We start from the raw sequence: 25,962 nt of genomic DNA, 5'->3' as shown, positions 1-25,962 counted from the left end.
GTGCCAGGCCAGTAGGACGCCGGGGACGTTTTAGTGATGTTGTACTTGAAGATGATGGAGTCCGGGTTGAAGCCTGGTACGGCGCACCAGGTGCACCGGACTGCCCGCACGGCTTTCGGCGAGGCGATGAAGCGCGGCTATATCGTGCGTAACCCCCTGGAGATCGCCAAAGCGCCTCGTGTCGACGAGGAAGAGATCGAGCCACTGGATGCCGAAGAGGTTCAGCAGATCCTCAAGGTCGCGTTGGGCCGCCGAAACGGCGTCCGCTTCGTCATCGCGTTGGCCCTCGGCACTCGGCAAGGCGAGTCACTTGCTCTGAAGTGGGACTGCCTCGACGAGCGGCGGAAAACCCTGCGGATCAAGAGGGCTCTCCAACGGCAGACATGGCAGCACGGGTGCGACGACCCGCACCAGTGCGGGCAGAAGTACCACAAGACGAAGCCGTGCCCGCCCGCGTGCAAGCGCCACACTCGCGCGTGCCCACCACCCTGTTCCACGGATTGCACCGATCACGCCCGCTGGTGCCCCCAGCGCAAAGGGGGAGGCTTGGTCGAGGTCGACGTCAAGTCGAAGGCCGGACGGAGGACGATCTCGCTTCCCGATGAGCTCTTCGAGCTCATCCTGCGGCACCGGGATGTTCAGAACGCCGAACGCGAGCAGGCAGTCAACGAATGGCGCGAGGAAGGTTGGATGTTCGCCCAACCGAACGGCCGACCACTGGATCCTCGCCAGGACCTCGATGAGTGGAAGTCACTACTTGCTGAAGCCAATGTCCGCGAGGCCCGGCTGCACGACGCCCGGCACACGGCAGCCACAGTTCTACTCATCCTCGGAGTGCCAGATCGAACGGTCATGGACCTCATGGGCTGGTCGACGATCTCCATGAAGCAGCGCTACATGCACGTCACCGACGCACTCAGACGGGACGTTGCGGACCGCCTCAACACGTACTTCTGGGGAATGCGGTGAGATACCGGGCGGGTGCCAGCTGCTGTTGCGGCGCCCGCCCGGTGCACAGCCCTCAGCCGATCAACTGGATCTGGCATTTATCCCTCTAACGGGGAACCAGGCTGGGATCATGATCACCATGGATCGGCGGCACACCCCCAACACCCGACGCCAAATCGCCGGGCATGGTCGTATCGGACTGAAACCGCCCGGAACTCTTGATACTCGAGTACAGGAGCCTAGGAGCGCTACCCACGAACCATGGGAGCCACCCAACGGGCAACCCTCAGATCCAAGGACCGCCAGGCGTGTCGACTGGGGGCAAATCGGCACCTTCATAACGGGTGTTGCAACGGCGGCGGCGTTGATCTTTACGGCTGTCAACGTCGTGATCGCACGTGATCAGGCGAATACAGCTGAGCAGGGACAAATCACCGACCGCTTCACCAAGGCGGTCGAGCAACTAGGCGCTGAAAAGCCCGAGGTCCGTATCGGGGGTGCCTATGCGCTGAACCGGATCGCATCCGACTCGCCGCGGGACCACTCAGCTGCGATGGACGTACTGGCCGCGTTCGTCCGTACACATCCGCCTGCTCCGCTAACAGACGCCCTGCTGATGTGGCCGCCAGTAGACACCACTGCGGCGGCCGACCTCTACACCGCAGCAGACATCATCAAAAGCCAAAGCCACAGCGCAGAGGCCAAACCCATCAATCTTTCCGGTGCACGGTTGGCGAAGATGGACTTCGCCGGCGTAGACCTCTCTGGCGCGGACTTGAGCGGTATTGACCTCACCGGCGCGAATCTCACCGGAGCCAACCTGAGTCGCGCCAAGTTGCTCGGCGCAACGCTCGCCGGAGCAGACTTGACCAACGCGAACCTCGCGGACACTTCCCTCATCAACGCCAATCTGCGATCCGCACGTTTGACGGGCGCGAGCGTAACCCGTACGGAGATCAATGCGACCAACCTCACTGGCATTAGCGCTGTCGGCATTGATCTTGCTAGCGCCAACTTCGTCAGCGCACAGCTCGCTGGCGCTGTCCTCAAAGACGCGGACCTATCCAACATCAGCTTCGTCGGCATGGACCTCTCCGGTGCTCTTCTCGATGGAGCCAACCTCGGCGGCACCGATTTGAGGGCCACGACGCTTGTTGGCACAGACCTTAGGGACGTGGACCTCACGCATACCCGCACTGGCGATCTGTGAACTTCTCCCACGGGTGGAGGCTTTGCGAAGCCCACGCCCGGGAGTGGGAACTGAGACGAAAAATGAGACGAAGAAGCCCCCGTCGAGATCGACGGGGGCTGTTCTCGCAGCTATGAGCGGTGGCCAGGGGCGGGGTCGAACCGCCGACCTTCCGCTTTTCAGTTCTACGATCACCGGTTCAGCGGAGGCCACGGACGGAAAATCGGCAGGTCAGAGGATCGCCGTGAACGCGCCGAGCCCGTTCCGAACCTCCGTGAACGCCCTCGAATGAGACCCAAACTGAGACCAGGTGCGCCCACGCTGGCGGCCCGAGCATGTGCCTGCACGAGGCGCCGCGGGCATGAGTTGCGCGCTGGAGAGATAACGATCTGTAACATCTTTGGTGTGACTAAAATCTCAGATGAAGCTTCGCGCTCCAGCTTGTTTGACGAGTTCGAGCGGACAGATTTATCGCCCAAGGCGCACGGAGAAGGCGCGTACTCTTTCCTCAACCGCGCCAAAAATTCATATTTCGAACGTTTACGAAATTTGCTGGAGCAGTGGTTTCTGGAATACCCAGAGGATAACGCAATCGACTTGGCTAGCCGGTTCAAATCCGATAACCGAGAACAACATTTTCCAGCTTGGTGGGAATTGTACGTCTATACCCTCTTTGATGCCCTAGGGTTCCAGATCGAGGTACACCCCGAGCTGGCGGACTCCGGAAATCATCCGGATTTCCTCGCAACGCGTGACGATTTGGAATTTTACCTTGAGGCTGCTACATTTTTCTCAGACATAGTCGACAGCAGCCAAAGCGAGCGTGCGGGCTGGATATACGATGCCGTCAACAAGCTGAGCAATCCGAACTTTTTTGTAGGACTTGAGTTCGAGGTGTTCGGTACAGAACGTCCTCGCATCACGGAGGTAACGAGTCCCCTTAAAAACTGGCTGGAGTCGCTAGACCCAACCACCGTTGAGCACGATGCAGATACGATTGAATGGCCGCCCGTAACGGTCATCTCGGTTAGGGATTGGCGACTGCGATTTTCGGCTTACCCGATCCCGCCCGAGAATCGCACAGAAGAGGGTATTCACCTCGAAGTCTACCCGATGGCCGTCGGGATGGTAAAAGATCGCGAGGCGGCTGTTCGAACGCTGAAGAAGAAACGATCAAAATATGGTGTTCTCGATAAACCGTATATGATCGCACTTCTTCCTTGGGCTCCTTATTTTCACCAGGACGACGCTGTGGATGCCTTGTTTGGCGAACTTCGTCTCAGCTATATCGAGAATGGTCCAGTTGGCCAACAAGCCAAGTGGGACCGTGCACATAACGGCGTTTGGAGAAAAAATCCGGAGCAAGGATCTGGTATCTCGGCGGTTCTTATCGGAGGAGGTTCCGAACTTTGGGAGCCCGCCAGTAAGCTCCCACGGCTCTGGCTGAATCCCTGGGCAAGACGCCCAATCGACCCGGAAAATCTACCGTTCCCTGTCACACGACTCACCAACGGCGGCATGCTCTTGCACGCCAGATCAAATGAAAGTGCGCACGCTGTGTTCGGCATGTCGCAAGACTGGTCATCTCAATAAAGAGTGTCGGCACCAACTACGGAGCGGTGTGCCGGTGCAACGCAACCTGGCCGAACTGAGGGCAGTCCTCAGTTCGACCAAGTCGCCTTGAACTAGGAGCGGAATTGATCGTGGAGTATCCACCGTACCGCTTCGCGTACTACCCCTACGAAGAGTGTCCAAGCCATCCAAAGTGCGGGCCGCTCTTCGCTCACGCGGCGCGGATGGTTGCGCATCAGAATCGTGTTCCCTCTCCTTTTTCGGCTGCCCATGAGATCCCTTCTTTTGTCGTTCTTTCCACGCTGCGCGGCGCGGTTTCGGCGGTGGTCACACGGCGGTGATTAATGCTTGCTTGCTTTGGGCGACGGGGAAAGTGCGATCGCTACTACAAACTTGCGATCGCATGCGACACTTTTGATGTAGTAAGCCCATTCGGAGTAACGCTTCGCGTAGAATCGGACGAGTAGCCGGGTGCTTGGATCAGAACAAGCCTGGGTAGAGCCATCGTTCAGATGGTCAGATGCGAAGGGGCTAAGGACGGAATTGATCCGGTAGAATCCATCGCACCGCATCGCTCCCTAGGCCCACGAGGAGCGTCCAAGCCATCCACAGCGCGGGCGGTTCTTTATGCACCCTGGGTCGCCCACGATAGCGCACCGGAACCTCACTCAGTGACTTGTCTCGGATTGCCATGATTTCCCTTCTGCTTTGTTCTGCGATATCCGCCTTGCAGTGCTGCGCTTGAGCCTGCCGCGCCTCGCGAAACAAGGGAAACGTTTTGCCTACGGTAATTCTGCTGAGGTCTACGGTAATTTCGCTACCGTACGCCCATTCGTATGAAGTGGTACGAACGATCGGACTAGCTTCCGGGAATGCGAACGCGGACAGATGCTGTAGTCCGAGTCGGTGCGCCGTTGCACTCGATCGCGATCGACGGTGCTGGGTCCCACCGGAGGTGTTAGCCCCCAGGGGACGCTCTGGGGCCCGGTGGGGGTTTCCGGCGGGAAGGTAGAGATCCATGTCCGAGGAGTTGCCCCTGGGTGCACCACTAGATCAACTGGTAAGAAGCAATAGTCCTTGCAGCGGCACTAGACGAGAAGAGGGCGACGCGTGGACGCTCGGGAGAAGATCTGGCGAAGGCTGTCTGAGGCTGGCCCCCTCGGGTTGGAGCGCGTCTCGATCACGTCATCGCCCGTATTCGCGCCGGACGAGATGGACTGGGGCCGATTCACTGTCCTCACAGGTAATCACGGCGCGGGAAAGACCTATCTCCTGCGGACGCTTGTCACTTCGCTCCCGGACCGCCCGCAGCTGGGCTTGAGCGGTCCGCCTACGGAGCCTTACACCCGCCTGGGAAAGAAGGGCGACGGCTCGTTCACCTACCTCGAAAACAGCAATGGGGTGAGTGGGAAGCACACCATGCGTCACTACGCAGACGGTGTTTCGACGACATGGGAAGTTGACCTAGAACAGCCGATAGGTAAGGAATTCAGCGGCTATTCATGGCCGCACGAATACCCACCGCCCTACGGGGAGTACGTGGACGTTGTGACAGCGTTCGACATCAACCTCAATTGGGCGTTCGAACATGGGAGGGACGACGAGGCCGAGAAACACACGGCGGGTCCGTTCCCTTACAGCGCGGCGGAATTACGCGTACTACGCGACATCACCGGCCGTCACTACGACGAACTCCGCTGGTACAGCTACGAAGCCGAGAAGGACCTTATCGTGCCACGCCCTGAGGGTATCGTCGACGGACGAACTGTTCCCGCCGAGCGGATGAGCCGTGGAGAACTGTGGGTGCATTTCCTCCTCTACGTCGTGCGCACGGCCCGACCTGGCAGCACGATTTTCATAGACGAGCCTGAGACCCACCTGTCGCCAGTTGGGCACGTCGCCCTACTCGACGAACTAGCCCGCTCCACATTGGCCCACAACATCCAGACAATCATCGCTACGCACTCGACAGCCATGATCGCCCGCACGCCAGCGTCGATGCTGCGCATGCTAACGCCGGGACCGGACGGCGCCCGCATGATTCGACCCGCGACAAATGAGGCAGCGCTACGGACCCTGGGACACCGTACGTCTCTCGGTGGCCTCGTATTCGTCGAGGACGAATTGGCTAGGCGAATAGTCACCGCAGCGTTGGTGCGGTGTGACCGGACGTTGGCCGAGCAGGTCGACGTTGTCGACGCCGGCGGGCGAGACGAGGCGCTGGCCGGCGCCCGCGTGCTAAGCCGGTCGCAAGCATTGCAGGTCTGCGTACTCCTCGATGGCGACCAGAGGGAACATGTCGAAGGGGACCGCGGGTTCCCGGTGGAGTTCCTTCCCGGCAACGTGCCCGACGAGGAGCTGCTCCGGCAGGTACACGCCGATCCCAAGGCATTGGCTGACCTCCTGGCCCGCAACGTTGACGACCTCGTCCTGGCACTGGACCAGGTGCGGTTCGCCCATCACCAATTCTGGTTCACCCGCGCCGCTCGGCACCTCGCCGTCGAAGAACACGTGCTCGTAGAGCACTTGGTAAGCCTCTGGCTGCGCACCGTAGAGGTCGAAGACGAGTTTCGACGGGTGTTTGCGCACGTCCGCGACTCGTGGAGCCGCACTTAGCAAGAAACGGTTCCGTAGGTATCGACAGGTAGCAGCTGCCGATCCCGTCCACACCCTCGGGAGCATTTCGCCCGATTCTCAGCGCGGGCTCACAGCGGCAGCCGGTACGAGCTGAGTCACCACCAGGCCGGGCTTTTGCGAGCGGTTTGTGAGCTCGAAAGTCGCGAGCGCCCACCAGTCACCGGTGATGGTCTGGTGCCACGCCAGCAGGACGCCGGGAATGGTCTTGGTGATGTCGATACCGGCGGCGCGGACTCGGAGCGGTACGCCGTCGAGACCGCGAGGACGTGCCCTGGGCGGCAGCACGTACGCGAGCTTGATCCAGATAGGGACTGGGGTGTCTGGTCGTCGCCGGGTGCCCTGCCAGTCCCCGTCCTTGTCTGCCATGTGGTGCCCGCTCTGGTGTGCCCGTGGGGCGGGCCGGCCGAATTGGGGTGCAGGTCGACCGGCCCGCATCGGGTCAGGGGATCTTCCCCATCGCCCTGACCCGACTTGCACAGCATCGTAGAACGAGAGTTCGAATGATCGCCAGTTTGGCGTTGTACTCGATTGAGCCGTGTTGTGGCTGGCATGCTGGATCTTGGCCTCCCGCCGGAGGTACTAGCCCCCAGGGGACGCTCTGGGGGCGCCGGTGGGGGTTTCCGGCGGGAAGGTAGAGGACCATGTCCGAGGAGTCTTTCGGGCAGGCCTTGCGGCGGCATCGTCGTGCGGCCGGCCTGTCTCAAGCCCAACTTGCCCAGGAACTGCACCTCGACCAGGGCAATCTCTCCCGGTACGAAAATGACCGGCAACGCCCCGAATCCGCGACCGTGGACGCTTTAGACGCGCTGCTGTGCGCCGGCGGCGAGCTCCGCGCTCGGGCCACCGCCGCTCCCCCGCGACCTGCGACCAGGGGCATCCCGGCCGCCGGCGCGGTGCAGCCGAGTGATGAGACTGATGCGATGGAGCTGGCCCGTAGGGTCGCGGCCTCCGACATCAGCGCCGAGACGCTGGCCCAGCTGGAAATGGCCTTCGACGATCTGGCCACGGCCTACCCCGCGTCCAGTCCGCACGATCTGCTGCCTCGGCTGCGGGAGCACCTGGGCTACATCTCCCAGCTCATCGACGCACCCCGCAAAACCCTCGCCGCACACCGCCACCTCCTGGTGCTCGGCGGCTGGTTCTCCCTGCTGGCCGCCACCGTGCACATCGACCTGAACCAGCACGCGCCGGCCACCGCCCGGCTGCGCACCGCAGCCGGCCTGGCCACCCATGCCGAGCAGGACGAGATCCGCGCCTGGTGCTACGAAACCGAAGCCTGGCGCACGCTGACCGGCGGCGACTACCGACGCGCCGCCGAGCTGTCCCAGCACGCCCAATCGATCGCCCCGTCCGGGAGCTCGGCGGAGATCCAGGCGACCGCGCAGGAAGGCCGGGCGTGGGCGCGGCTCGGTAAAGCCGATGCCACCTACCGCACCGTTGAGCGCGTGCACTCGCTATCGGCGCACTTGCCGAAGCCGGTGCCGGCCGAACATCACTACCGCTACGACCCCGGCAAAGCCGCGGCATACACCGCCACCACCCTGGCCTGGCTCGGCGACCCCGAGGGCGAACAGCACGCCCGCCAGGTCATCGACCGCTTCCGCCCCACCAACGACTTCCAGCCCTGGCCCCGCCGCTACGCCACCGCCCACGTCGACCTCGCCCTGTGCGCAGCCCGCAACGGCCGCCTAGACGAGGCCGCCGACGCCGCCCAGACCGCGATCGAGTCCGGGCAGGTTGCCCCGTCCAACTGGTGGCGCGTCCGCGAAGTCGTCAACCACGTCACCGCAGGAAAGCTCCCAACCGCAGGCGAGCTCCAGGACTCCTACCGGACCATGACCAGCCGCTAACCATCATGGCTATGCGCATCAGCCCACCGTTGATGCGCATAGCTCCGCATTTCCGACCACGTCCGGTGTTGCTTCGGCAGCGTTGGGTGCATGGATGCGGCACGACCAACGCCACCGCTCGACGCGGGCCTGTGGACCAGCCCTGACGGCTGCGTCCACATCCGCAACGCCGGAACCGGAACCACCTTCTGCGGCCAACCCGTCGGCAACTACGGCACCCAACCCACCCACGCCTGCGACGACTGCGTCGCGGTGAGCCTGCGCGAGTACGCCCGCATCCACGCCTGCGACCTCATGTGCCGGAAGCAGGCCGAGGCATGAGCGCCCCGACGAAGTCCGAGCAGCGCTACGCGCAGGTGTGGACCGATCACCTCGGCGTCGTGCACGAACGCCGCCAGAACGACCACGGCCTGACCCTCTGTGGCCTCAATGCCGGCGAGAGCAACCACCCAAACTCCGCCCGAGCCTGCCGAAACTGCATCGCCGAACACCTTGCATCCGAGATCCCCTAGCCACCGAGGGGTGCGGATGGCCCCGAACTCCGCGCCCCTCGGTGTTCCACACCCCTCCCATCCCTCCAGACCTGCGTGAACAAGCTGCGTACGGCGCTCTCAGCGCGCCATGAAATCGCCGACACCACCACTGACCAGCGAGGCAAGGACAAGGCCGGGCCTCCCCGAAAGATCCGCGAGATTCCGGCACAGCGCTCCGTAATCGCCGGGCTCCGATGCACAACCCAACTCGCCGATGACCGATTGAGACCGTGAAAGGTAGCGTGAGCGCACATGGAGCTGGTCCAGCAAGCCGCCGAGACCGCCGAACGCTTCGTGGCCCCGCTGGGGCGCCGTTGGAAGCACGTTCAGGCAGTCGCTGCACGAGCGTCCGAGCTCAGCGACGCCGTGCCACCGCAGGACCGAGACACCTTGGTCGCCGCGGCTTGGCTGCACGACATCGGATACGCACCCGAGATCGGCCACACCAAGTTCCACCCACTCGACGGTGCCCGCTACCTGCGGGACCAGGGATGGCCCGAGGTGATCGTGAACCTCGTTGCGCACCACTCCGGGGCGCGGTTCGAGGCGGCCGAACGCGGCATGTCCGACGAGCTCGCCGAGTTCCCGTTCGAGGATTCCGTCCTGCTGGATGCCCTGGTCACGGCCGACCTCACCACGGGGCCGGCAGGACAACGCCTGACCTACGACGAGCGGATCGAGGAGATCTTCAGCCGCTACGCCCCCGAGGACCCGGTTCACCGCACGTGGGTCAAGGCGCGTCCGGTGCTGGCTGAAGCCGTCCAGCGCACCGAACAGCGCCGCGCCGGTCAGCCCAAGTAGGGCTGCGTGCGCGTCTCGTCCAGCGCGTGATCGATGCGCAGGCGCATCGAGCTGTGGATGTTCAGGCGATCGAGGTCCGTTGGGGCGACCCAGCGGACCTCCTTCGTTTCGCTGCCGTCTTCGCGCGGCCGGCCACCGACCCACTTGGCCTCGAAGCACAGCGAGAACTGCTGCCGCACTTCCCCATCGTCGTAGGCCATGACGTGGTTGGGGTTGGTGTAGGTGCCGACCAGTCGCACGACCTCGACATCCAGGCCAGTCTCCTCCTTGACCTCGCGAACCACGGTGTCGGTGAGGGATTCGCCGGCGTCGTGGCCGCCACCCGGCAGCGCCCACAGGTCGTTGTCAATCTTGTGGATCAGCAGGATGTCGCCGGCGTCGTTGCGGATGGCTGCGGTCACCGAAGGAACGACGGAGTTGGCCGCCGGCGCGTTCGGGTCGTTGAAGTAGTCCACGCGAGCCACAGTTGCGCTCCTCAAACGGTTTCCGGCGTGGCTTCCTGCCACACGCGCTCGAACGATCGCAGGTAGTGCTCCCACATCGGGCCGTCTTCCACCTCCCGCAGGTGCAGCACGGGGTTCTCGCCGGCGAGTGAGCCGAAGGCGTGCCCGTTGACGAGCATCTGATCGTCGAACCGGTAGATCGAGTTGTAGAGGATCGTCCCGTGGGTTCGGATCTCGACGTTGTCCAGCTCGGCGACCTTGCTCAGGTAGCGCCGCATCATCTGGATCCGGCCTTCCAGACCGCCGGTCGTGCCCTCCTCAACAGCACGTTGGATGACCGCGGGTGAGGTCTCGTCCCCCACTGCGAAGCGAAAGACCGTGCCCTCTTCGGCTTTCCGCCTGATCACCGGCAGGATGTTGTGCTGCTCCACGAGGAACTGGCCGGAGAAGACCAGCACCTCCATGCGCTCCTTCACGCCGTGGATCAGTTCGTTCCACAGCTCGAACGGCACGGCCGACCGAGACGGGTAGAGGTGCACCAGCTCGACGCCCTGGTTCGGGGTGGTGTGCGGATCCTCCGCCAGAGAGGGCCACAGCTGGAGCTCGGACGTACCGAGCAGCTCAGCGACCTTTCTCCGGGTCTGCCGGTGAGGCTTCCGCTCCATGGTGATCCAGCGTTCGGCGGTCTTCTCATCGACTCGCACCTTGGCGGCGACCTCGTAGATCGTGAGGCCGGCCGCGCGTACCGCAGCACGCAGACGCTCGTTCGCCATCTCACCCCCAGGGACGTTTTGAGGATCTTTCGGGACGTCGAGCAGACGGTATAGAGCTGCGAAGACGTCTGCAAGCGACCCGGAAAGACCCGTGGGAACGTCTGCGGTTTCGCGGTGAACTTGTTGCCAGAGACGGAAAAGACCCCGACCACCAAGTCGGCGGCGGGGATGACCGAGGAGGCAACTATGGCGAAGAACGCGTTTCCGATGATGCCGAAGGCCGGCGGCGGCGTGATGCCGAAGCTGATCGGTTTTCTGGTCCTGTTCGCGGTTGGATCGATGATCATCAAGCAGCCGGTCGAGTCCGCTCACGTGATCGGCGACTTGTGGACGAAGTTCACCGGCGCCGGCGACGCCCTGGCGACCTTCCTGCAGGCGATCGGCGGCTGACCGATGTCAGACCTGCTTCTCCTCCAGCGCGACGAGACGTTCCCGCAGCTCAGCCACCTCCTGGCGGAGTCGGACGACGTCCGCCCGAAGGCCCCCCTCGTCCTCCGGGGCCTCACCTTCGAGGACTTGGGCCAGGCGGTCGGGTGGCCACCGGAGCGCCTCGGAGATGGCGGCGAGCAGGCGCGGGCTGCGTCGGCGTGGCTCGTAGTTGTTCTGGAGCTGGCGCAGGGTCGCGGTGCTCACCCCGGACCGCTCGGAGAGCTCCCGCTGCGTCAGGTCGAGCTCCGCCAATCGGGTGTTGATTGCGGTCGCTACTGCGTCCCAGTCCTTGCCCACGACACCTCCCGTTGACCCACTCCTATCAGCGCAAATCCTAGCGCTGAAATTCCACCTTCCCCGAAAAATCCCACGCCGGAGTTTTCCGTGGCCACCTCCCGTCGCTTCCGTAGCGCTAATAATTGCGCTAATGTTCTCGCATTGCTCAAGGAAGGAGCCAGAGAGATGGACTCTCACAACCACGACCCGTTCGCCGCTGACCTGGACGAACAGCACGACATCGAGGCCTACGCCTCGTTCGGCGCCGAGCTGGCCAACTGCGAGGTCGAACTGAGTGAGTTCGAGCAGCAGGCGGTGCAGGACTACTGGTCGCACGTCATCGCCGAGGAACTGGGCGAACTGCCGGTGGCGCCCTTCGTCTGGTCGGAGCTCGGCGCAGCGGAGCGCACGCGGCTTCGGCGCTACGACCGCCGCGAGGCCAACGCCACGCTGCGGCTCATCACGACCGAGGTGGACGCGGGTTCGGACTCCGGGGAGGCGGCGTGAACGGGCTGATGAGTTGGCTGTTGTCCGGGCGGCGGGCGCCGCGGTTTTCGACCGAGGACGGATCGAGGGGTGCCAGGCGGCGGCGTGAGCTGACCTGCCCGGAGCACAAGCCGAGCAGTGGTGAGCAGGTCAGCGAGGTGTCGGTGCGGTGGACCTGTGACTGCGGTGCGTACCGCTTCGAGATCGACGCGCCCCCGCCGCACGTCGATGAGGTCCCCACGGCGGCCTACCTGGAGATGGAACGCCGAGGGCTTCAAGGCAAGAAGGGGCCGTGGCGGTCCCAGATCACCGGCAAGCCCTTGCTGGTCAAGCGCACCGAACCGGCCGACGAACCGGCGGTCGAGGCGTGCGCGTCGGAGCGGGCGGAACGCGAGCTGCGCTGCGACCGGAAGGCCAGGGAGTACGTCAAGCGGTACGGGCCGAATGCGGCGCGGGATGAGGCCTACTGGGCCGATCAGAACAACGACGCCTGGATGGCCGAGGCCCTGTTTCGGGCCGCCGATCGCGTCGACGGCGGCGAGACCACCTGGCCTTTTTGATGACCCCGACCCAGCAGGCCAGTCGCCAAACCAACTGCTGGGCCGGGTCTCCCACCGATCACGAAACCGTTAGGAGATCTCTGATGCTACGGATCGCCACCAGCCCCCGTGGGGGTGTGCGATGAAAACCCTGGTTATCGGGCTGTTGAGCCTGGTTCTGGAACTCGTGGTGGTTGTGGTGCTGCCGCTGGTACTGCTGGCAGTGGCTAGCCTGCTGCGGATCACCCTCGTGACCGTCCTGCCCGTCGTGGCCCTGTTCGCACTCGCAGTGACCTCCGGCATCGCCCGCACTATCGGCGTCGGGCTGGTCGGCCTGGGCGTGGCCCTACGCCTGGTCATGGCCGTTGTTGACGGGCTGGGTGCTCGGGTGCCTGCTCCGCGGCTTCCGGTGGGGGTGTTCCGATGACCACCGCGAAGAGCGCCTACCCCGTGCCAATCGACGAACTGCTGCCGCAGGCGCGTCAGATGGCCGAGGACATGGGGCGGATGCCGAGCCGGAACCAGTTGATGGCTGAGCTGCGGATCGGGGCACCGAAGGCCCGGGAAATCCTGGACCGCCTCGCAGACGAGCAGCCGGTCAAGGCTCCCAACCCGGCGGGTCTGCACGTCGTCGCCGGACCCACTCCGGACACCGACGAACCCACCGAGACCCACGAGGACGAAACCACCGAGGCCGAGTCCGAGACTGCCCACGTGGAACCGGTCGGCGAGTCCGAGACGGTCTCGGCCGAGGAGTTGGAGCCGGTGCGTGAGGCGGAGTCTGAGCCGATCACCACGGGCGCGGACCCGGCTAAACCCGCCGAGGGGTCCACGTCGAGGCCGGTGGCGGTGTGGCCGGTGATGCTGCTGGCGCTGCCGGCGTTCGTGGCGATCTGGTCTGGGTGGGTCGGACTCGGTCAGCTGACCGGGTTCGGGATCGTGCACCCGCTGCCGGGGATCGCCGATGGGTTCGCGATCAATACCGCGATCACGCTGCCGATCGGGGTGGAGACCTACGCGGCCTACGCCCTGCGGGTCTGGCTGTCCGGCCAGGTCCCGGCTCGTGCTCGGCGGTTTGCGAAGTACTCCGCGCTCGGCTCGCTCGGGCTGGGGGCGTTGGGGCAGATCGCTTTCCACCTGATGAAGGCCGCCGGCATGACCTCCGCGCCCTGGCTCATCACCGCAGCCGTGGCCTGCCTGCCCGTCGCCGTGCTCGGCATGGGCGCCGGCCTGGCCCACCTGATCAAAGACACCCACCGGGAGGTGCAGCGATGACCGAACAGCCGAACACCCCCAAGCCCGAGGACAACGAGCACCAGGCCGAGGAGCAGGCCGCGCGGGTGCTGCGCTTCCCCTCCGAACGCCTCAACCACGAGCAGGCCGAAGCCGAGGCAGACCCGCAGGTCTTCGACGGCGAGTTGGTCGAGGAGGACCAGGCCCCGCAGGTCGATCGGACCGAGCCCGCTGGGGATGGGTCGAGTCTGGTTCGCCGGGAGAAGCGCGAACCCGTTCTGCCCCAGTGGGCGAGCAGCGTCGAGGAGTTCCGCGAGACTGCGAAGTGGGCGGTCGGCTACGCCGGCCACACCCTGGCCTTCCACGCGGTGCGGTGCCCGGTCTACATCGCCCGCATCCTCATCCGCGTTCCGCAAGGGACCCTGCGGCTGCTCCGCGGTTTCCTGCGGTGGGTGACCGACGCTGAAGGCCGGCCGGTTCGGCACGCTGCCGCTGACCGTGCTGATGCCGCCGAGTACCTGCGGCTCTCTGGTCAGCGTGATAGCCGCGTGCGAGGTCGGGTTTACACGACCGTGGGCATGGGCGTGGCCGCCCTGGCGGCGTTCTTCCTCGGCCGCGAGCTGCTGCCGGAGCTGGTCCAGTACGCGATCGTGGCCGGCGCCGTGGGTGCTGTGGGTTGGTTGGGTGCTCCGGCGGATCAGCCCATCGCCAGCAGGGCGGTGGAGGCGACGAAGGTGCCGAAGCTGACCAGCAACGCCGTCGAAATCGCCCTGTCCGCACTCGGCATTTCCGGGATCAACCAGGCAATGGGCAAGGGCGGCGAGGGGATCGGGTTCCCCAAGCCGATCTCCCGCGATGGCAAGGGGTGGCGGGCCGACATCGACCTGCCGCACGGGGTGACGCCGGGCGACATCATGGACCGCCGCGAAAAGCTCGCCTCCGGTCTCCGCCGGCCGCTCGGCTGCGTGTGGCCCGAGGCCGACAACAGTGAGCACGCGGCCCGGCTGATCCTGTGGGTGGGGGATCAGGACATGCGCAAGGCCAAGCAACCCGCCTGGGCACTGCGCAAGGGCGTCAAGGTCGACCTCTTCCAACCCCAGCCCTTCGGCACCGACCAGCGCGGCCGCTGGGTTGACCTCCGGCTGATGTTCACCAGCGTGGCGATCGGGGCGATCCCGCGCATGGGCAAGACCTTCGCCCTCCGCGAGCTCCTGCTCATCGCCGCACTCGACCCCCGCGCCGAGCTGCACACCTACGACCTCAAGGGCACCGGCGACCTCGACCCCCTGGAAAAGGTCACCCACGCCCACGGCGTCGGAGACGACGACGAGGAGATCGAGAAGGCTATTGGTGACCTGCGGAAACTCCGCGACGAGCTCCGCCGCAGGGCGAAGCTGATCCGGGACCTGGCCAAGCAGGGCCTGGCGCCGGAGAACAAGGTCACCCCCGAACTGGCGGGCAAGAAGTCGCTCGGTCTGCACCCGATCGTCATCGGGGTGGATGAGTGCCAGGTGTGGTTCGAGCACCCCGACTACGGCGAGGAATTCGAAGCCATCTGCACCGACCTGGTCAAACGAGGACCCGCGCTCGGGATCATCATCATGCTGGCCACCCAGCGCCCCGACGCGAAGAGCCTGCCCACGGGCATCTCGGCGAACGTGTCGACCCGGTTCTGCCTGAAGGTGCAGGGCCAGACCGAAAACGACATGGTCCTGGGCACCTCCAAGTACAAGCAGGGCGTGCGGGCCACGACATTCGCGTGGGCTGACAAGGGCATCGGCTACCTGGTCGGCGAAGGCTCCGACGCCCAAATCGTCCGCACCGTCGCAGGTCTGGACGGCCCGGCCTCGGAAAAGGTCGCTACCTACGCCCGCACGCTGCGCGAGCAGGCTGGCACCTTGACCGGCCACGCCATCGGCGAGGCCCCGGACGTCGACGAGTCGGCGTCCAAGAAGGACACGTTGCTCGAAGACATCCTCGCGGTGTTCTCCGAGGCCGAGGCGAAGGTGTGGAACGAAACCGCGGTTGCCCGCCTCGCCGAGCTACGCCCGGAGGTCTACGGCGAGTGGGAGGCCGACGAGCTCACCGCCGCGCTCAAGCGCCACGGCGTGCGCGCCAACCGCCAGATCTGGGGCACCGACGAGCACGGCACCGGCCGCAACCGACGCGGCTTCCACCGCGCCGACGTCGCCGAAACCCACACGCAGCGTGACCACGGGCGGGGTGCTGGCTAAGCCCAGCAACGCCGCTAGGTCTAGCCGACCAGCCCGCTAGACCTAGCGGCCCCGCTAACGACCTTCATTCCCACTGACCAGCGCTCTAGCTCCTAGCGCGCTGCGGGCCAGTGCGCCCAAAAACCGCCCTGGAGGCCACCTGTGACCCCCACTGACCCCGCTAGCACCCTCCTGTTCCTCGCACTCCTCTTGGTCACGTTCGGTTACGGCGCGACGTGCTGGTTCTGGCCGTTCAAGGCCTGCCGCAGCTGCCGAGGTGGCGGAAAGCTCCGCTCCCCGTTCGGCCGCGCGATCCGCCTCTGCCGGCGCTGCGGCGGCACCGGCCTTCGCCTGCGCCCTGGCCGTCGAGCCATCAACGCCGCTCGCCGCGTCCACCGCGCCCACCACCGCGACTGACCGTCCTACTTGGAAGGCCCATCCCGCATGAGCACTCACCTCGACATCGCCAGCTGGCTCGCCGCCCAGGACATGCACGTCTTCCCGCTCCGGCCCGGCAGCAAGCGCCCGTTCGCCAACTGCCCGCACTGCAAGGCCGGCCACACCGCACCGACCGCGTGCCCGTGCCTGACAGCCGAGCAGCCCTGCCACGGCCTGCTCGCCGCCACCACCGATCAGGAGCTGATCCGGCAGTGGTGGACCCGCACGCCTCGTGCCGGCGTCGGGATCGCGACCGGACCGTCCGGCCTGGTCGTGCTCGACCTCGACCGCAAGCCCAAGGCACCGGCCCCCGCCGCGCACGACGTGCCCAGCCCGGTCGGCGACGGGTTGGAAGCCCTCGACGCCCTGACCATCGCCGCCAGCGCGTCCTGGCCAACCACTCTCACCGTCGCCACACCGAGCGGCGGCCGGCATCTGTACTTCCGCGCCCCGAGCGGGCTGGAGGCGCCAAGCGATGCGACAGGACGTGTGGGGCATCAGATCGACGTCCGCGCCCAGGGCGGCTACGTCGTCGCTCCCGGAACCAGCATCGCAACACCACCGGAGGACGTTGCGGGCGTCTACACGCGGATCTCAGCGACCGCTGAGATCGCCGAGCTGCCCGCCTGGATGCGACCCCGGGTCATGCCTCCGGCGACACCGGCACCGGCAGCTCCCAACCTCGGGGCGGCGCGGGCGGGCGATCACGCTCCGGGCTACTGGCAGCGGGTTTGGACAGGCCAGCTGACCAAGGTCGAAACCGAGCCCGGAGAGCGTTGGCGCCTGGTCTACGCGGCCGCTCGCCGCCTGGCAAACCTCGCCACCCACGACACCGCCCCGTGGACCGCGACCGAGGCGATCGACGCCCTGACCGCCGCCGCGCTCCGCCGACGAGAGCGCACCGGCAAGCCGCTCGAACCCGCCGCCGCCCGCCGCAACGCAATCCGCGGTTGGGAGCGCGGAACCCACGACGGCCCGGAATCCCTGCACGGCCTCGGAAACCGCATCGCATGACCACGAGCTCGGAAGGAGGTAGCTCAATGACGACTCAACCCCACGGGGCCGGGCTGCTGGACCAGCTGCACACCGCGCTGACCCGCTACGTCATCCTGCCCAGCCCGCAGGCCGTGGACGCCGTCGTGCTGTGGATCGCCGCGACCCACGCCCAGCCGGCATGGGCTCACGCCCCGCGCCTGGTCATCCGCGCACCGGAGAAGCGCTGCGGGAAATCGCGACTGCTCGATGTGGTCGAGGCGGTCTGCTACGAGCCGTTGATCACCGTCAACGCCTCGCCCTCAGCGATCTACCGCTCCATCACCGACGACCCGCCCACGATGCTCGTTGACGAAGCCGACACGATTTTCGGCGCCGAGGCCGCGAGCAACGAGGACCTGCGCGGCCTGCTCAACGCTGGCCACCAGCGCAACCGACCGGCAATCCGGTTCGACGCCAACACACGCAAGGTCGAGTCGATCCCCACGTTCGCGATGGCCGCGTTGGCCGGCATCGGAGCCATGCCCGACACCATCGAGGACCGCGCCGTGGTCATCCGGATGCGGCGACGTGCTCCGGGCGAGTCGGTCTCGCCCTACCGCCACCGCCGCGACCGCCCGGCCCTGACGCACCTGGGCGACCAGATGACCGCCTGGCTTCGAAGCGACCTCAACATCCTCGAACGCGCCGAACCGGAAATGCCGCTGGAAGACCGAGCAGCCGACACCTGGGAACCACTGATCGCAGTGGCAGACCACGCCGGCGGCAGCTGGCCAGACCGCGCACGCCAAGCCGCGGTTGACCTCCTGGCCGAGGCGACCGACAACGACCAGGGCACCATCCGGACTCGACTGCTGATCGACTGCCGCACGGCGTTCAACGACACACAGGTCATCTCCACTGCTGATCTGCTCCGGCAGCTCAACTCCGACCTCGAAGCACCGTGGCGCGACTACGGACCTGGCGGGTTGAGCCCGGCGAAGCTATCCAAGCTGCTCGCCGAGTTCGAGATCAGGTCAGCGAACGTCCGGTTCCCCGACGGCTCCCAAGTCAAGGGCTACCGCCGCGCCGACTTCGCCGACGCCTGGGCTCGGTACTGCCCGCCGGAGGCCTCTGCGGAGGAGGCGTCCCAGCCGTCCCAAGCGTCCCAGCCCAGGTCAGCGCGGGACGGCAACACCGACTGGGACGGCTCAAGCCGTCCCACCCAGATCACCGGCCCAATCGGTTGGGACGGCACAAGCCGTCCCAGCAACCCAAGCCGTCCCAGCCTGACCTGCATCGGGACGGATGGGACGGCTGGGACGGCTACCCCGCGCACCATCAACACCAGGGGGATCGCATGACAGCGAACACCGCACAGCTCGCCGCCACCCTCGCCTCACTCGCGGCAATGCTCGCCGAACAGGAGATCCCCGAACCGGCCGCCCCGGCGCCACCCGCCCGCAAGATGCCCGACCGAGTGCTGCTGACCGTCGAGGAAGCAGCCGAACAGCTCGGCATCGGCCGGACCAAGACCTACGCACTGGTCAAGGCCGGCGAACTCGAATCCGTCCAGATCGGCCGACTCCGCCGCGTGCCTAAGGCCGCGATCGAGGACTACGCCAACCGACTCATCAGCCAGCGGAACGCCTGAAGGGGGCCAAGGTGGAAGAGAAGCGCACAAGGGCCGCCAACGGACGCTCGTCGATCTACTTCGGCAACGACGGCCTCTGGCACGGCCGCGTGACGATGGGTGTCGGAGACGACGGGAAGCCGGATCGTCGGCACATCAAGCGGAAGAACCGGGACGAGGTTGCCGCTGCGGTCAGCAAACTGGAGTCCGAGCGATCTTCCGGGAAGGTGCGCAAGAAGGGCCGTAGTTGGAAGGTCGAGCGGTGGCTCACTCACTGGGTGGAGGACATCGCGCCGCTCACGACCAGGTACAAGACGATGCGCGGCTACCAGACGGCTGTGTACAAACACCTGATCCCCGGGTTGGGAGCCCACCGGCTGGACCACATCGAGAAGCACCCGGAGCTCTTCGAAAAGCTCTACCGCCGAATGCTCGACTCCGGCCTCAAGCCCGGCACCGCGCACCAGGTGCACCGCACCGCACGGACCGCCTTCGGTGAGGCGTACAAGCGGGGCTACATCAACAGGAATCCCTTGGAGATCGCCAAAGCGCCCCGCCTGGAGGAAGAGGAGATCGAACCGCTCGACGCCGAGGACGTGCAGCGAATCCTCAAGGTCTGCCTCGAACGCCGCAACGGAGTCCGGTTCGTCATCGCCCTGGCCCTCGGTACCAGGCAAGGCGAATCGCTCGCGCTGAAGTGGCAGAACTTCGACGAACGCCGCGGCATGATCCGGATTCGCAAGGCACTCCAGCGTCAGACCTGGCAGCACGGATGCAAGGACCCCCACGCCTGCGGGGCCAAATACCACAAGACCAAGCCCTGCCCAGACGGCTGCAAACGCCACACCCGTGCTTGTCCTCCACCTTGCCCGCCGGACTGCACCGACCACGCCAGGTGGTGCCCGCAGCGTAGGAACGGCGGACTGGTCGAGGTCGACGTCAAATCGCGCGCCGGCCGCCGCACCATCCCCGTTCCGAACGAACTCCTGGAGCTGATCACTCGCCACCGGAAGGTCCAGGCCGCGGAGCGGGAACGAGCTGCCAACGAGTGGGAAGAAGGAGGGTGGATGTTCACCCAGCCCAACGGCAAACCCCTCGACCCACGCCGCGACCTCGACGAGTGGAAAGCCGTACTCACCGAGGCCGGCGTCCGCGAGGCGCGCCTGCACGACGCCCGCCACACCGCCGCCACAGTCCTACTCATCCTCGGTGTCCCAGACCGAACCGTCATGGACCTCATGGGCTGGTCAACCATCTCTATGAAGCAGCGCTACATGCACGTCACCGACACCCTCAGACGAGACGTCGCCGACCGCCTCAACAGCTATTTCTGGGGGACCAACTGACAGATCCTGGGGGAGGCCGCTATTTTCGTAGCAGCCTCCCCTCGTCTGTAAGTAGCCAAAACGTAGACCCGGACCAACTCGCTAACGGATGCTGGCATGATCAAGCCTCATGGCTGGCAGCAAGAGCGGCAGGAGAAGCGGTTCTCAAAAGGCGTTAGACACGCTCATCGCCATGGACGTAGTGGGGCTCGCCGCGCTAGGCCTCGCAACCAACATCTCAACCGGTTTGCTTTCTGACGAAAAGGCCTGGCCTTGGGCGCATAACCCATACATCATGTGGCCGACGGTGGTTGGGCTAGTCGTTCTTCTCGTAGCGTTCGCGCTCGTTAGACGCAAACTTGGTTCAAAGCAGGACGCTGGAAAAACGGCGGCGCCAGATTTCCAAACCAAAGATGTTACCGATTCAACCGTCGTCGCTGGTGGCAACTCAGGGACCGTCGTCACAGCCCCTTCAAGCACCTTTATTGGCACTGTCGAGACAATAAACTTCAGTACCGCGGCCGATACCGAACGGAAGCCAACCGCCCACGCTCAGACTAACAGGCCGATTAGCAACCTCCCCCCACGAAACGCCACCTTCACCGGCCGAGGTCAGCAGCTGGATGACATCTCAGCCCTCCTGGGCAAGGGACCCGTGGCCGTCGTGGCTCTACGAGGACTAGGCGGTATCGGCAAGTCCACTTTGGCTCTGCACTACGCCCATGAACGACTCACCGACGAGACCTACCGCATCGCCTGGTGGATCCGCGCAGAAAACCAGATCACGCTCCTAGAAGATCTTGCCGCGCTTGCCCCCAAGCTGGGATTGCCTACCGAGCAAGATCAGAGGGAGACAGTGTCTTCGGTCATGACCGCCCTCAATCAGAACAATGGTTGGCTGTTGGTGTTCGACAACGCAACCGACCCGGACTTCCTCCGCACCTGCCTCCCCAGTAGTGGTGGTGGCCACGTGCTTGTGACGAGCCGAGAGCGCGGCTGGACCGGCCTCGCCAAGCCGCTCGAACTCGAAGTGTTCAAGCGTGAAGAAGCCATCGAGTTCATGCGTGAACGCACCGGCAAACACGAGCCCGAAGCCACAGCACAGCTGGTCGCGGAACTGGGATACCTGCCGCTCGCCCTTGCGCAAGCGGCCGCGTATATCGACATCCACAGCATGTCGATCAATACCTACCTAAAACTCGTACAAGATCGCCAGGAAGCCGCCAAGCTACTCACCCGCGGGCTCCCCACCAGCGAATACCCGGCGAGCGTGGCGACGACCTGGCTACTCCACTTCGACGACCTGAAACGCAACAACCAGGCGGCGCTGGACCTCCTGCGGATCTGTGCTTTCCTCGCCCCGGATGATATTCCTGTATACGAACTACTGAATCAAGTAGACAAACTTCCAAAACAACTCGCCCAAGCAAGCTCAACCCCGACTGGAATCGCCGAAACAGTCGGCGCTCTCACCAAGACTCACCTCGCCACGAAAACCGACGGCGAATCCGAAGGTCTTTACATCCACCGCCTCGTCCAAGCCGTCACACGCCACCACCTAGTAGCAGACGAGCAACATGTATGGGCCAACTTCATAGCGGACAAGATCATTTCACTCCTCCCGGAAGACCTTGAGCAACCCATTTCTTGGCCACGAGCAGCACGGTTGGCCGCTCATGCTCGCATTGCGGCAGAACACGCAGCCGATACTCGAAGCGTTTTCAAACTTCTTTTCTGGCTAGGCGGGTACAGCCTTACCCGAGCGGAGCTAACACCTGCACGTGACTTCTACGAACGCGCTCTCACCATCGAAGAGCGGATCTACGGCCCTACCCATCCCGACATCGCCAGCACCCTGAGCAACCTCGGCACCGTCCACCGGGAGCTTGGCGAGCTCAGGACCGCGCTCCAGCTACAGCAACGCGCACTCACCATCGAAGAACAGGCCTACGGCCCCGACCACCCCAACATCGCCAGCACCCTGAGCAACCTCGGCACCGTCCACCAACTACTCGGCGACACCGTTACTGCACGTGACCTCTACGAACGCGCACTCACCATCGAAGAACAGGCCTACGGCCCCGACCATCCCGGCATCGCCAGCACCCTGAGCAACCTCGGCCTCGTCCACCAACAGCTTGGCGACCTGACTACCGCACTCGAGCTACAGCAACGCGCACTCACCATCAAAGAGCAGGCCTACGGCCCCGACCACCCCCAGGTCGCCACCACCCTGACCAATCTCGGCCTCGTCCACCAACAGCTTGGCGACCTGACTACCGCACTCGAGCTACAGCAACGCGCACTCACCATCAAAGAGCAGATCTACGGCCCCGACCACCCCCAGGTCGCCACCACCCTGGACAACCTCGGCACGGTCCGGCAACAGCTTGGCGAGCTCGGGACCGCACTAGAGCTACAGCAACGCGCACTCACCATCAAAGAGCAGGCCTACGGCCCCGACCACCCCGAGGCCGGCGCCATCCTGAGCAATCTCGGCACCGTCCATCGAGAGCTTGGCGAGCTGACCACCGCGCTCCAGCTACAGCAACGCGCACTCACCATCCAAAAGCAGGCCTACGGCCCCGACCACCCCGACATCGCCAACACTCTGATCAACCTCGGCATCGTCCACCAACAGCTTGGCGAGCTGACCACCGCGCTCCAGCTACAGCAACGCGCACTCACCATCCAAAAGCAGGCCTACGGCCCCGACCACCCCGACATCGCCAACACTCTGATCAACCTCGGCCTCGCCCACCAACAGCTCGGCGAGCTCACGACCGCACGCGACCGCTTGGAACGTGCACTCGCCATCGTCGAAACCGCGTATGGCCTCGACCACCCGCTAAGGACACACACCAAAACGCTCCTGGCCACCCTAGGAGACGCAGGGTAGATGTGTCTGGACGTTGTTGGTCATGACATGCCCAACAACAGATGCTCACGTCATCCACTGAGACCCAAACTGAGACCCAAAAAAGCCCCTCCGGGATCCGGAGGGGCTTCTTCGCAGGTAAGAGCGGTGGCCAGGGGCGGGGTCGAACCGCCGACCTTCCGCTTTTCAGGCGGACGCTCGTACCAACTGAGCTACCTGGCCGATAGCGTCCGGCGTGCTGCCGTTCGCCTTGGCGACCCAGACGGGACTCGAACCCGCGACCTCCGCCGTGACAGGGCGGCGCGCTAACCAACTGCGCCACTGGGCCATGCTTCAATCTTCAGTTGTTCGTACCCCCAACGGGATTCGAACCCGCGCTACCGCCTTGAAAGGGCGGCGTCCTAGGCCGCTAGACGATGGGGGCTTGACCGATCCGAAACCGGTCCGGCCTTCGCCTCCAACCGGCTTTCCCTTTCGGGGCGCCCCGTTGGCAGTGATGAAAGCTTACGACACACGCTTCCGGCCGCCCAAACCGGGGGTCCCTTTAGCCGCGCGGCACCGTCACGGACCGCCCCAGCGCTCCGCGCCCGAGGCCGATACTAGTCCCTTGACCTGCCCAATCGCCACCATCGGGAGCAGCCCCCTGCGCGCCTCGCCGAGGCGACCGAGGGGCCTCGGCGGACTTGGAAACGGCCAAATCGGGTCGAGGTGGAGTTTTGTGATCCACGACTCATGATCATCCGACCGCTGCGGCCACCCGGGAGCCGTCGACCGCCAGGCCCGGGAGCAGGACGCGCCACGACTCCTCCAAGCGGGCCGCGAGGCGCCTCGGGTCGCCCGCCACGAGCAGGTTCGTGCCGACGACCACCGCGTAGCAGAGGCGGGCCGTCGCGGCCGGGTCCACGCCCGGGCGCAGCAGTCCGCGGTCGGCCGCGCGACGGATCAGGTCATCGAACAGGAACTCCCAGCCGTCCGTGTCCGTGCCGACGTGGCCGCAGGCCAAGGACAGGCCCGCGCGCAGCAGCACGTCCTCCTCCAGACGGCGAGCCGTGTCGCAGGTGAGGCCGACCATCGTCGCCAGCGGGTCCTGCCCGCGCTCGTACCAACGGCTGCTCAGCTCGGCGAGGTGCTCGCGGTAGCGCTCGACGAGCGCGTGAGCCACCTCCCGCTTGCCGCTGAAGTGGAAGTAGAACGCACCCTTGGTGGTTCCACAGCGGCGCAGGATCGCGCTGAGCTTGGCGGCCTCATAACCGACCTCGTCGATCTCCTCCGCCGCGGCGACCATGATCGAGTGACGAGTGAGCTGCGCCCGGTGCTGCTGTGCCATTGATCGACTCCGACCCCCGGTGGCCATGCCTGACCGCCCATGCGGGCGACACCACGCCCGAACGGTTGATCAAATATGCCACCGGACGTTACCCCGGATGCGCACCTTTCGCCCAGCGGAACACCTGGTTGTCACACGTTCGAAGAACACCTGCCGACGGTGAGTTCGGCAGCGAGCTCAACGCGCCTCAGCGCAGACCGGCACGCGGTCCAGCCCACGACGCGTTCCAGGTCAGCGCGCCACGGGTGGCTGCCCGTCCTCATCCGGGACCAGGCCCAGCATGTCCAGCAGCAGGCGGCAGTCCTCCGCGCTCTCGGCGCTGCGAGCGACCGCGATTCTGGCTCGGTGCACTTGCTCCTCCGAGATGCGCGAGGGCTCGCCGACGCGCTGCCCGGGCACCGCGGACTGCTGCCGCGACTGCCCGTCTTCCTGCTGCCACAAGAACTTTCGTACGTCCAGCGACCCGTACATGACGCCTCCCAGGCCCTCGGGTTCCGGCCGCAGGTTATCCACAGGTTGTCAACAGCCGCAGCCCCCCAGAGAGTGATTCGCCGTCAACTGAGAGTAATCGCGTGCGTGGGTCGATCCACTTCGGATATTGCCTGCGTCACACCGTGCGTCCACCCCGGACAACGAACCGGACGCCGCTCGCATTCCGGATCATCGCGATCTCACGGTCCGCAGCGGGCGAGCGAGACCGCCGACCGGGGCAGGCGGACGGTGCCGGATGCACGAATCGTGGCCGCAACGCTCCCCGCAAGAGGGAGGCGCGTGCCACAATCGGCGGCGCTGACACACCCCCGGTCAGCACCTGTGGAGATCCCCTCCGGCCCCCGTGCTCCTCCCCCTGGCGCGGGGGCCTTCCACGTCAGAGCGGGTTTTCGCCACATCTCACCCGATCGGAACACTCGCTGGTGGCGGTCCCGCGCCCAGAACCGCGAGCCGAACTCCAAGGTCGCCACGATAGGCAGGCCGCAATACAACCGTTATCGTGTCCGCGTGGCTCTAGGACGAACGAAGGCGAATCGGCAGCGCAAGCCCGCCGAAGAAGCCGAACCGGACCCCGAATTCGAGTCGTACCTGGCTGCGCTTGACCCGGAGGAAAGCCCCGAAACCACCGGATCAGGGCGTCGCTTCGGTGCCGCTCAGGTGTACCAGCTGCGGCTGCCGCTGCTGGCCAACGAGCGTCTCCGCGAGCTCGCCTTCAAGCAGGGAACATCCCCGGCCTCGCTCGCGCGGGACTGGGTGATGCAGCACCTCGAGATCGCCGAAGCGGAGCACGCGGCCCAGCCGCAGGCGCAGCAGCAGCCGACGGCTCAGGCACCCGCGTGGCCCGGCCAGGACGGCCCCCACCCCGACAACACCCCCGACCCGATGCAAGCACGACTCGCCGGCGGAATCCCCGACGTCGAGCAGACCGAGGAGATGACCGTCCCGGTCGACCGCTATCGACCCATGTGAGACGGA

General features: G+C 65.3%; 26 protein-coding genes, 3 tRNA genes and 1 pseudogene. 21 read left to right on the top strand and 9 right to left on the bottom strand.

Annotated features, from left to right (window positions below; all coding sequences use genetic code 11):
- Positions 1-42 precede the first annotated feature (42 nt).
- The 4 genes and pseudogenes from KBO27_RS01975 to KBO27_RS01960 form a co-directional block, all read left to right on the top strand.
- Positions 43-969 (top strand): annotated as a pseudogene (locus KBO27_RS01975) (tyrosine-type recombinase/integrase); the annotation flags it as partial.
- Positions 970-1,078: 109 nt separating this feature from the next.
- Entirely contained in the window at positions 1,079-2,158 is a 1,080-nt protein-coding gene (locus tag KBO27_RS01970) for a pentapeptide repeat-containing protein (protein ID WP_210968260.1), read from the top strand.
- Between the two features lie 384 nt (positions 2,159-2,542).
- Entirely contained in the window at positions 2,543-3,730 is a 1,188-nt protein-coding gene (locus KBO27_RS01965) for a hypothetical protein (protein ID WP_210968259.1), read from the top strand.
- Positions 3,731-4,819: 1,089 nt separating this feature from the next.
- Positions 4,820-6,325 carry an AAA family ATPase gene (locus tag KBO27_RS01960; protein ID WP_210968258.1) on the top strand — a complete coding sequence of 502 codons (1,506 nt, stop codon included), beginning with the start codon at positions 4,820-4,822 and terminating at the stop codon, positions 6,323-6,325.
- Positions 6,326-6,403: 78 nt separating this feature from the next.
- Here the strand turns inward: KBO27_RS01960 and KBO27_RS01955 are convergent, their stop codons facing one another.
- A complete protein-coding gene (locus KBO27_RS01955) occupies positions 6,404-6,712 on the bottom strand; it encodes a hypothetical protein (protein ID WP_210968257.1) in 309 nt (102 codons plus the stop codon).
- Positions 6,713-6,987: 275 nt separating this feature from the next.
- Between KBO27_RS01955 and KBO27_RS01950 the strand changes: the two genes are divergently transcribed.
- The 4 genes from KBO27_RS01950 (at position 6,988) to KBO27_RS01935 (ending at position 9,530) form a co-directional block, all read left to right on the top strand.
- Complete coding sequence (locus KBO27_RS01950; RefSeq protein WP_210968256.1) at positions 6,988-8,196, top strand: helix-turn-helix domain-containing protein; 1,209 nt, start codon at positions 6,988-6,990, stop codon at positions 8,194-8,196.
- A 90-nt stretch (positions 8,197-8,286) separates the two neighbouring features.
- Complete coding sequence (locus KBO27_RS01945; protein WP_210968255.1) at positions 8,287-8,517, top strand: hypothetical protein; 231 nt, start codon at positions 8,287-8,289, stop codon at positions 8,515-8,517.
- Positions 8,514-8,708: a hypothetical protein gene (locus KBO27_RS01940; RefSeq protein ID WP_210968254.1), complete on the top strand. Its 195-nt coding sequence runs from the start codon at positions 8,514-8,516 to the stop codon at positions 8,706-8,708. The genes KBO27_RS01945 and KBO27_RS01940 overlap by 4 nt, the downstream gene beginning before the upstream one ends.
- 273 nt (positions 8,709-8,981) lie before the next feature.
- Positions 8,982-9,530: an HD domain-containing protein gene (locus tag KBO27_RS01935; protein WP_210968253.1), complete on the top strand. Its 549-nt coding sequence runs from the start codon at positions 8,982-8,984 to the stop codon at positions 9,528-9,530.
- Here KBO27_RS01935 and KBO27_RS01930 read toward each other — a convergent pair.
- Together KBO27_RS01930 and KBO27_RS01925 are read right to left on the bottom strand one after the other, a co-directional pair.
- The gene (locus tag KBO27_RS01930) at positions 9,518-9,994 is read right to left on the bottom strand and encodes an NUDIX hydrolase (RefSeq protein ID WP_210968252.1); all 477 of its coding nucleotides are present in this window, start codon (positions 9,992-9,994) and stop codon (positions 9,518-9,520) included. The two genes, KBO27_RS01935 and KBO27_RS01930, sit on opposite strands and share 13 nt — an antisense overlap.
- Positions 9,995-10,005: 11 nt before the next feature.
- Entirely contained in the window at positions 10,006-10,746 is a 741-nt protein-coding gene (locus KBO27_RS01925; protein WP_210968251.1) for a helix-turn-helix domain-containing protein, read from the bottom strand.
- A 114-nt stretch (positions 10,747-10,860) separates the two neighbouring features.
- On the opposite strand from KBO27_RS01925, the gene KBO27_RS01920 reads away from it, so the two are divergent.
- Positions 10,861-11,136: a hypothetical protein gene (locus KBO27_RS01920; RefSeq protein WP_210968250.1), complete on the top strand. Its 276-nt coding sequence runs from the start codon at positions 10,861-10,863 to the stop codon at positions 11,134-11,136.
- Positions 11,137-11,142: 6 nt separating this feature from the next.
- Here the strand turns inward: KBO27_RS01920 and KBO27_RS01915 are convergent, their stop codons facing one another.
- Positions 11,143-11,472, bottom strand: coding sequence for a helix-turn-helix domain-containing protein (locus KBO27_RS01915; protein ID WP_210968249.1), 330 nt, complete (start codon positions 11,470-11,472; stop codon positions 11,143-11,145).
- A 165-nt stretch (positions 11,473-11,637) separates the two neighbouring features.
- Between KBO27_RS01915 and KBO27_RS01910 the strand changes: the two genes are divergently transcribed.
- The 11 genes from KBO27_RS01910 (at position 11,638) to fxsT (ending at position 23,189) form a co-directional block, all read left to right on the top strand.
- The gene (locus KBO27_RS01910) at positions 11,638-11,958 is read left to right on the top strand and encodes a hypothetical protein (RefSeq protein ID WP_246536096.1); all 321 of its coding nucleotides are present in this window, start codon (positions 11,638-11,640) and stop codon (positions 11,956-11,958) included.
- The gene (locus KBO27_RS01905) at positions 11,955-12,497 is read left to right on the top strand and encodes a hypothetical protein (protein ID WP_210968248.1); all 543 of its coding nucleotides are present in this window, start codon (positions 11,955-11,957) and stop codon (positions 12,495-12,497) included. Before KBO27_RS01910 ends, KBO27_RS01905 begins: the two co-directional genes overlap by 4 nt.
- A 121-nt stretch (positions 12,498-12,618) precedes the next feature.
- The gene (locus tag KBO27_RS01900) at positions 12,619-12,903 is read left to right on the top strand and encodes a hypothetical protein (protein WP_210968247.1); all 285 of its coding nucleotides are present in this window, start codon (positions 12,619-12,621) and stop codon (positions 12,901-12,903) included.
- Positions 12,900-13,751, top strand: a complete 852-nt coding sequence (locus tag KBO27_RS01895; protein ID WP_210968246.1) for an ABC transporter permease — start codon at positions 12,900-12,902, stop codon at positions 13,749-13,751. The genes KBO27_RS01900 and KBO27_RS01895 overlap by 4 nt, the downstream gene beginning before the upstream one ends.
- Positions 13,748-15,943: an FtsK/SpoIIIE domain-containing protein gene (locus KBO27_RS01890; protein ID WP_210968245.1), complete on the top strand. Its 2,196-nt coding sequence runs from the start codon at positions 13,748-13,750 to the stop codon at positions 15,941-15,943. Before KBO27_RS01895 ends, KBO27_RS01890 begins: the two co-directional genes overlap by 4 nt.
- A gap of 141 nt (positions 15,944-16,084) precedes the next feature.
- Positions 16,085-16,339, top strand: coding sequence for a hypothetical protein (locus tag KBO27_RS01885; RefSeq protein WP_210968244.1), 255 nt, complete (start codon positions 16,085-16,087; stop codon positions 16,337-16,339).
- 27 nt (positions 16,340-16,366) lie between these two features.
- Entirely contained in the window at positions 16,367-17,374 is a 1,008-nt protein-coding gene (locus tag KBO27_RS01880) for a bifunctional DNA primase/polymerase (protein ID WP_210968243.1), read from the top strand.
- Positions 17,375-17,400: 26 nt separating this feature from the next.
- Positions 17,401-18,696 carry a DUF3631 domain-containing protein gene (locus KBO27_RS01875; protein ID WP_210968242.1) on the top strand — a complete coding sequence of 432 codons (1,296 nt, stop codon included), beginning with the start codon at positions 17,401-17,403 and terminating at the stop codon, positions 18,694-18,696.
- Positions 18,693-18,986 carry a helix-turn-helix domain-containing protein gene (locus KBO27_RS01870; RefSeq protein WP_132621309.1) on the top strand — a complete coding sequence of 98 codons (294 nt, stop codon included), beginning with the start codon at positions 18,693-18,695 and terminating at the stop codon, positions 18,984-18,986. The genes KBO27_RS01875 and KBO27_RS01870 overlap by 4 nt, the downstream gene beginning before the upstream one ends.
- An 11-nt stretch (positions 18,987-18,997) precedes the next feature.
- Positions 18,998-20,311, top strand: a complete 1,314-nt coding sequence (locus tag KBO27_RS01865; protein WP_210968241.1) for a tyrosine-type recombinase/integrase — start codon at positions 18,998-19,000, stop codon at positions 20,309-20,311.
- Positions 20,312-20,420: 109 nt separating this feature from the next.
- Entirely contained in the window at positions 20,421-23,189 is a 2,769-nt protein-coding gene (gene fxsT / locus KBO27_RS01860) for an FxSxx-COOH system tetratricopeptide repeat protein (protein ID WP_210968240.1), read from the top strand.
- Between the two features lie 127 nt (positions 23,190-23,316).
- Here fxsT and KBO27_RS01855 read toward each other — a convergent pair.
- The 5 genes from KBO27_RS01855 to KBO27_RS01835 form a co-directional block, all read right to left on the bottom strand.
- A tRNA-Phe gene (locus KBO27_RS01855) sits at positions 23,317-23,390 on the bottom strand.
- Positions 23,391-23,419: 29 nt separating this feature from the next.
- Positions 23,420-23,496, bottom strand: a tRNA-Asp gene (locus KBO27_RS01850).
- A 23-nt stretch (positions 23,497-23,519) separates the two neighbouring features.
- Positions 23,520-23,592: transfer RNA gene (locus KBO27_RS01845), tRNA-Glu, on the bottom strand.
- Between the two features lie 312 nt (positions 23,593-23,904).
- Complete coding sequence (locus KBO27_RS01840; protein ID WP_210968239.1) at positions 23,905-24,495, bottom strand: ScbR family autoregulator-binding transcription factor; 591 nt, start codon at positions 24,493-24,495, stop codon at positions 23,905-23,907.
- Positions 24,496-24,726: 231 nt separating this feature from the next.
- The gene (locus KBO27_RS01835) at positions 24,727-24,966 is read right to left on the bottom strand and encodes a hypothetical protein (protein ID WP_132680513.1); all 240 of its coding nucleotides are present in this window, start codon (positions 24,964-24,966) and stop codon (positions 24,727-24,729) included.
- Between the two features lie 528 nt (positions 24,967-25,494).
- On the opposite strand from KBO27_RS01835, the gene KBO27_RS01830 reads away from it, so the two are divergent.
- Positions 25,495-25,956: a hypothetical protein gene (locus KBO27_RS01830; RefSeq protein WP_132671873.1), complete on the top strand. Its 462-nt coding sequence runs from the start codon at positions 25,495-25,497 to the stop codon at positions 25,954-25,956.
- Positions 25,957-25,962 lie beyond the last annotated feature (6 nt).

The organism is Saccharopolyspora endophytica, from assembly GCF_018070075.1.
GTDB lineage: Bacteria > Actinomycetota > Actinomycetes > Mycobacteriales > Pseudonocardiaceae > Saccharopolyspora > Saccharopolyspora endophytica.
The sequence above is the reverse complement of the archived record's forward strand: the minus strand, read 5'-3'. Positions and strand labels throughout refer to the sequence as shown.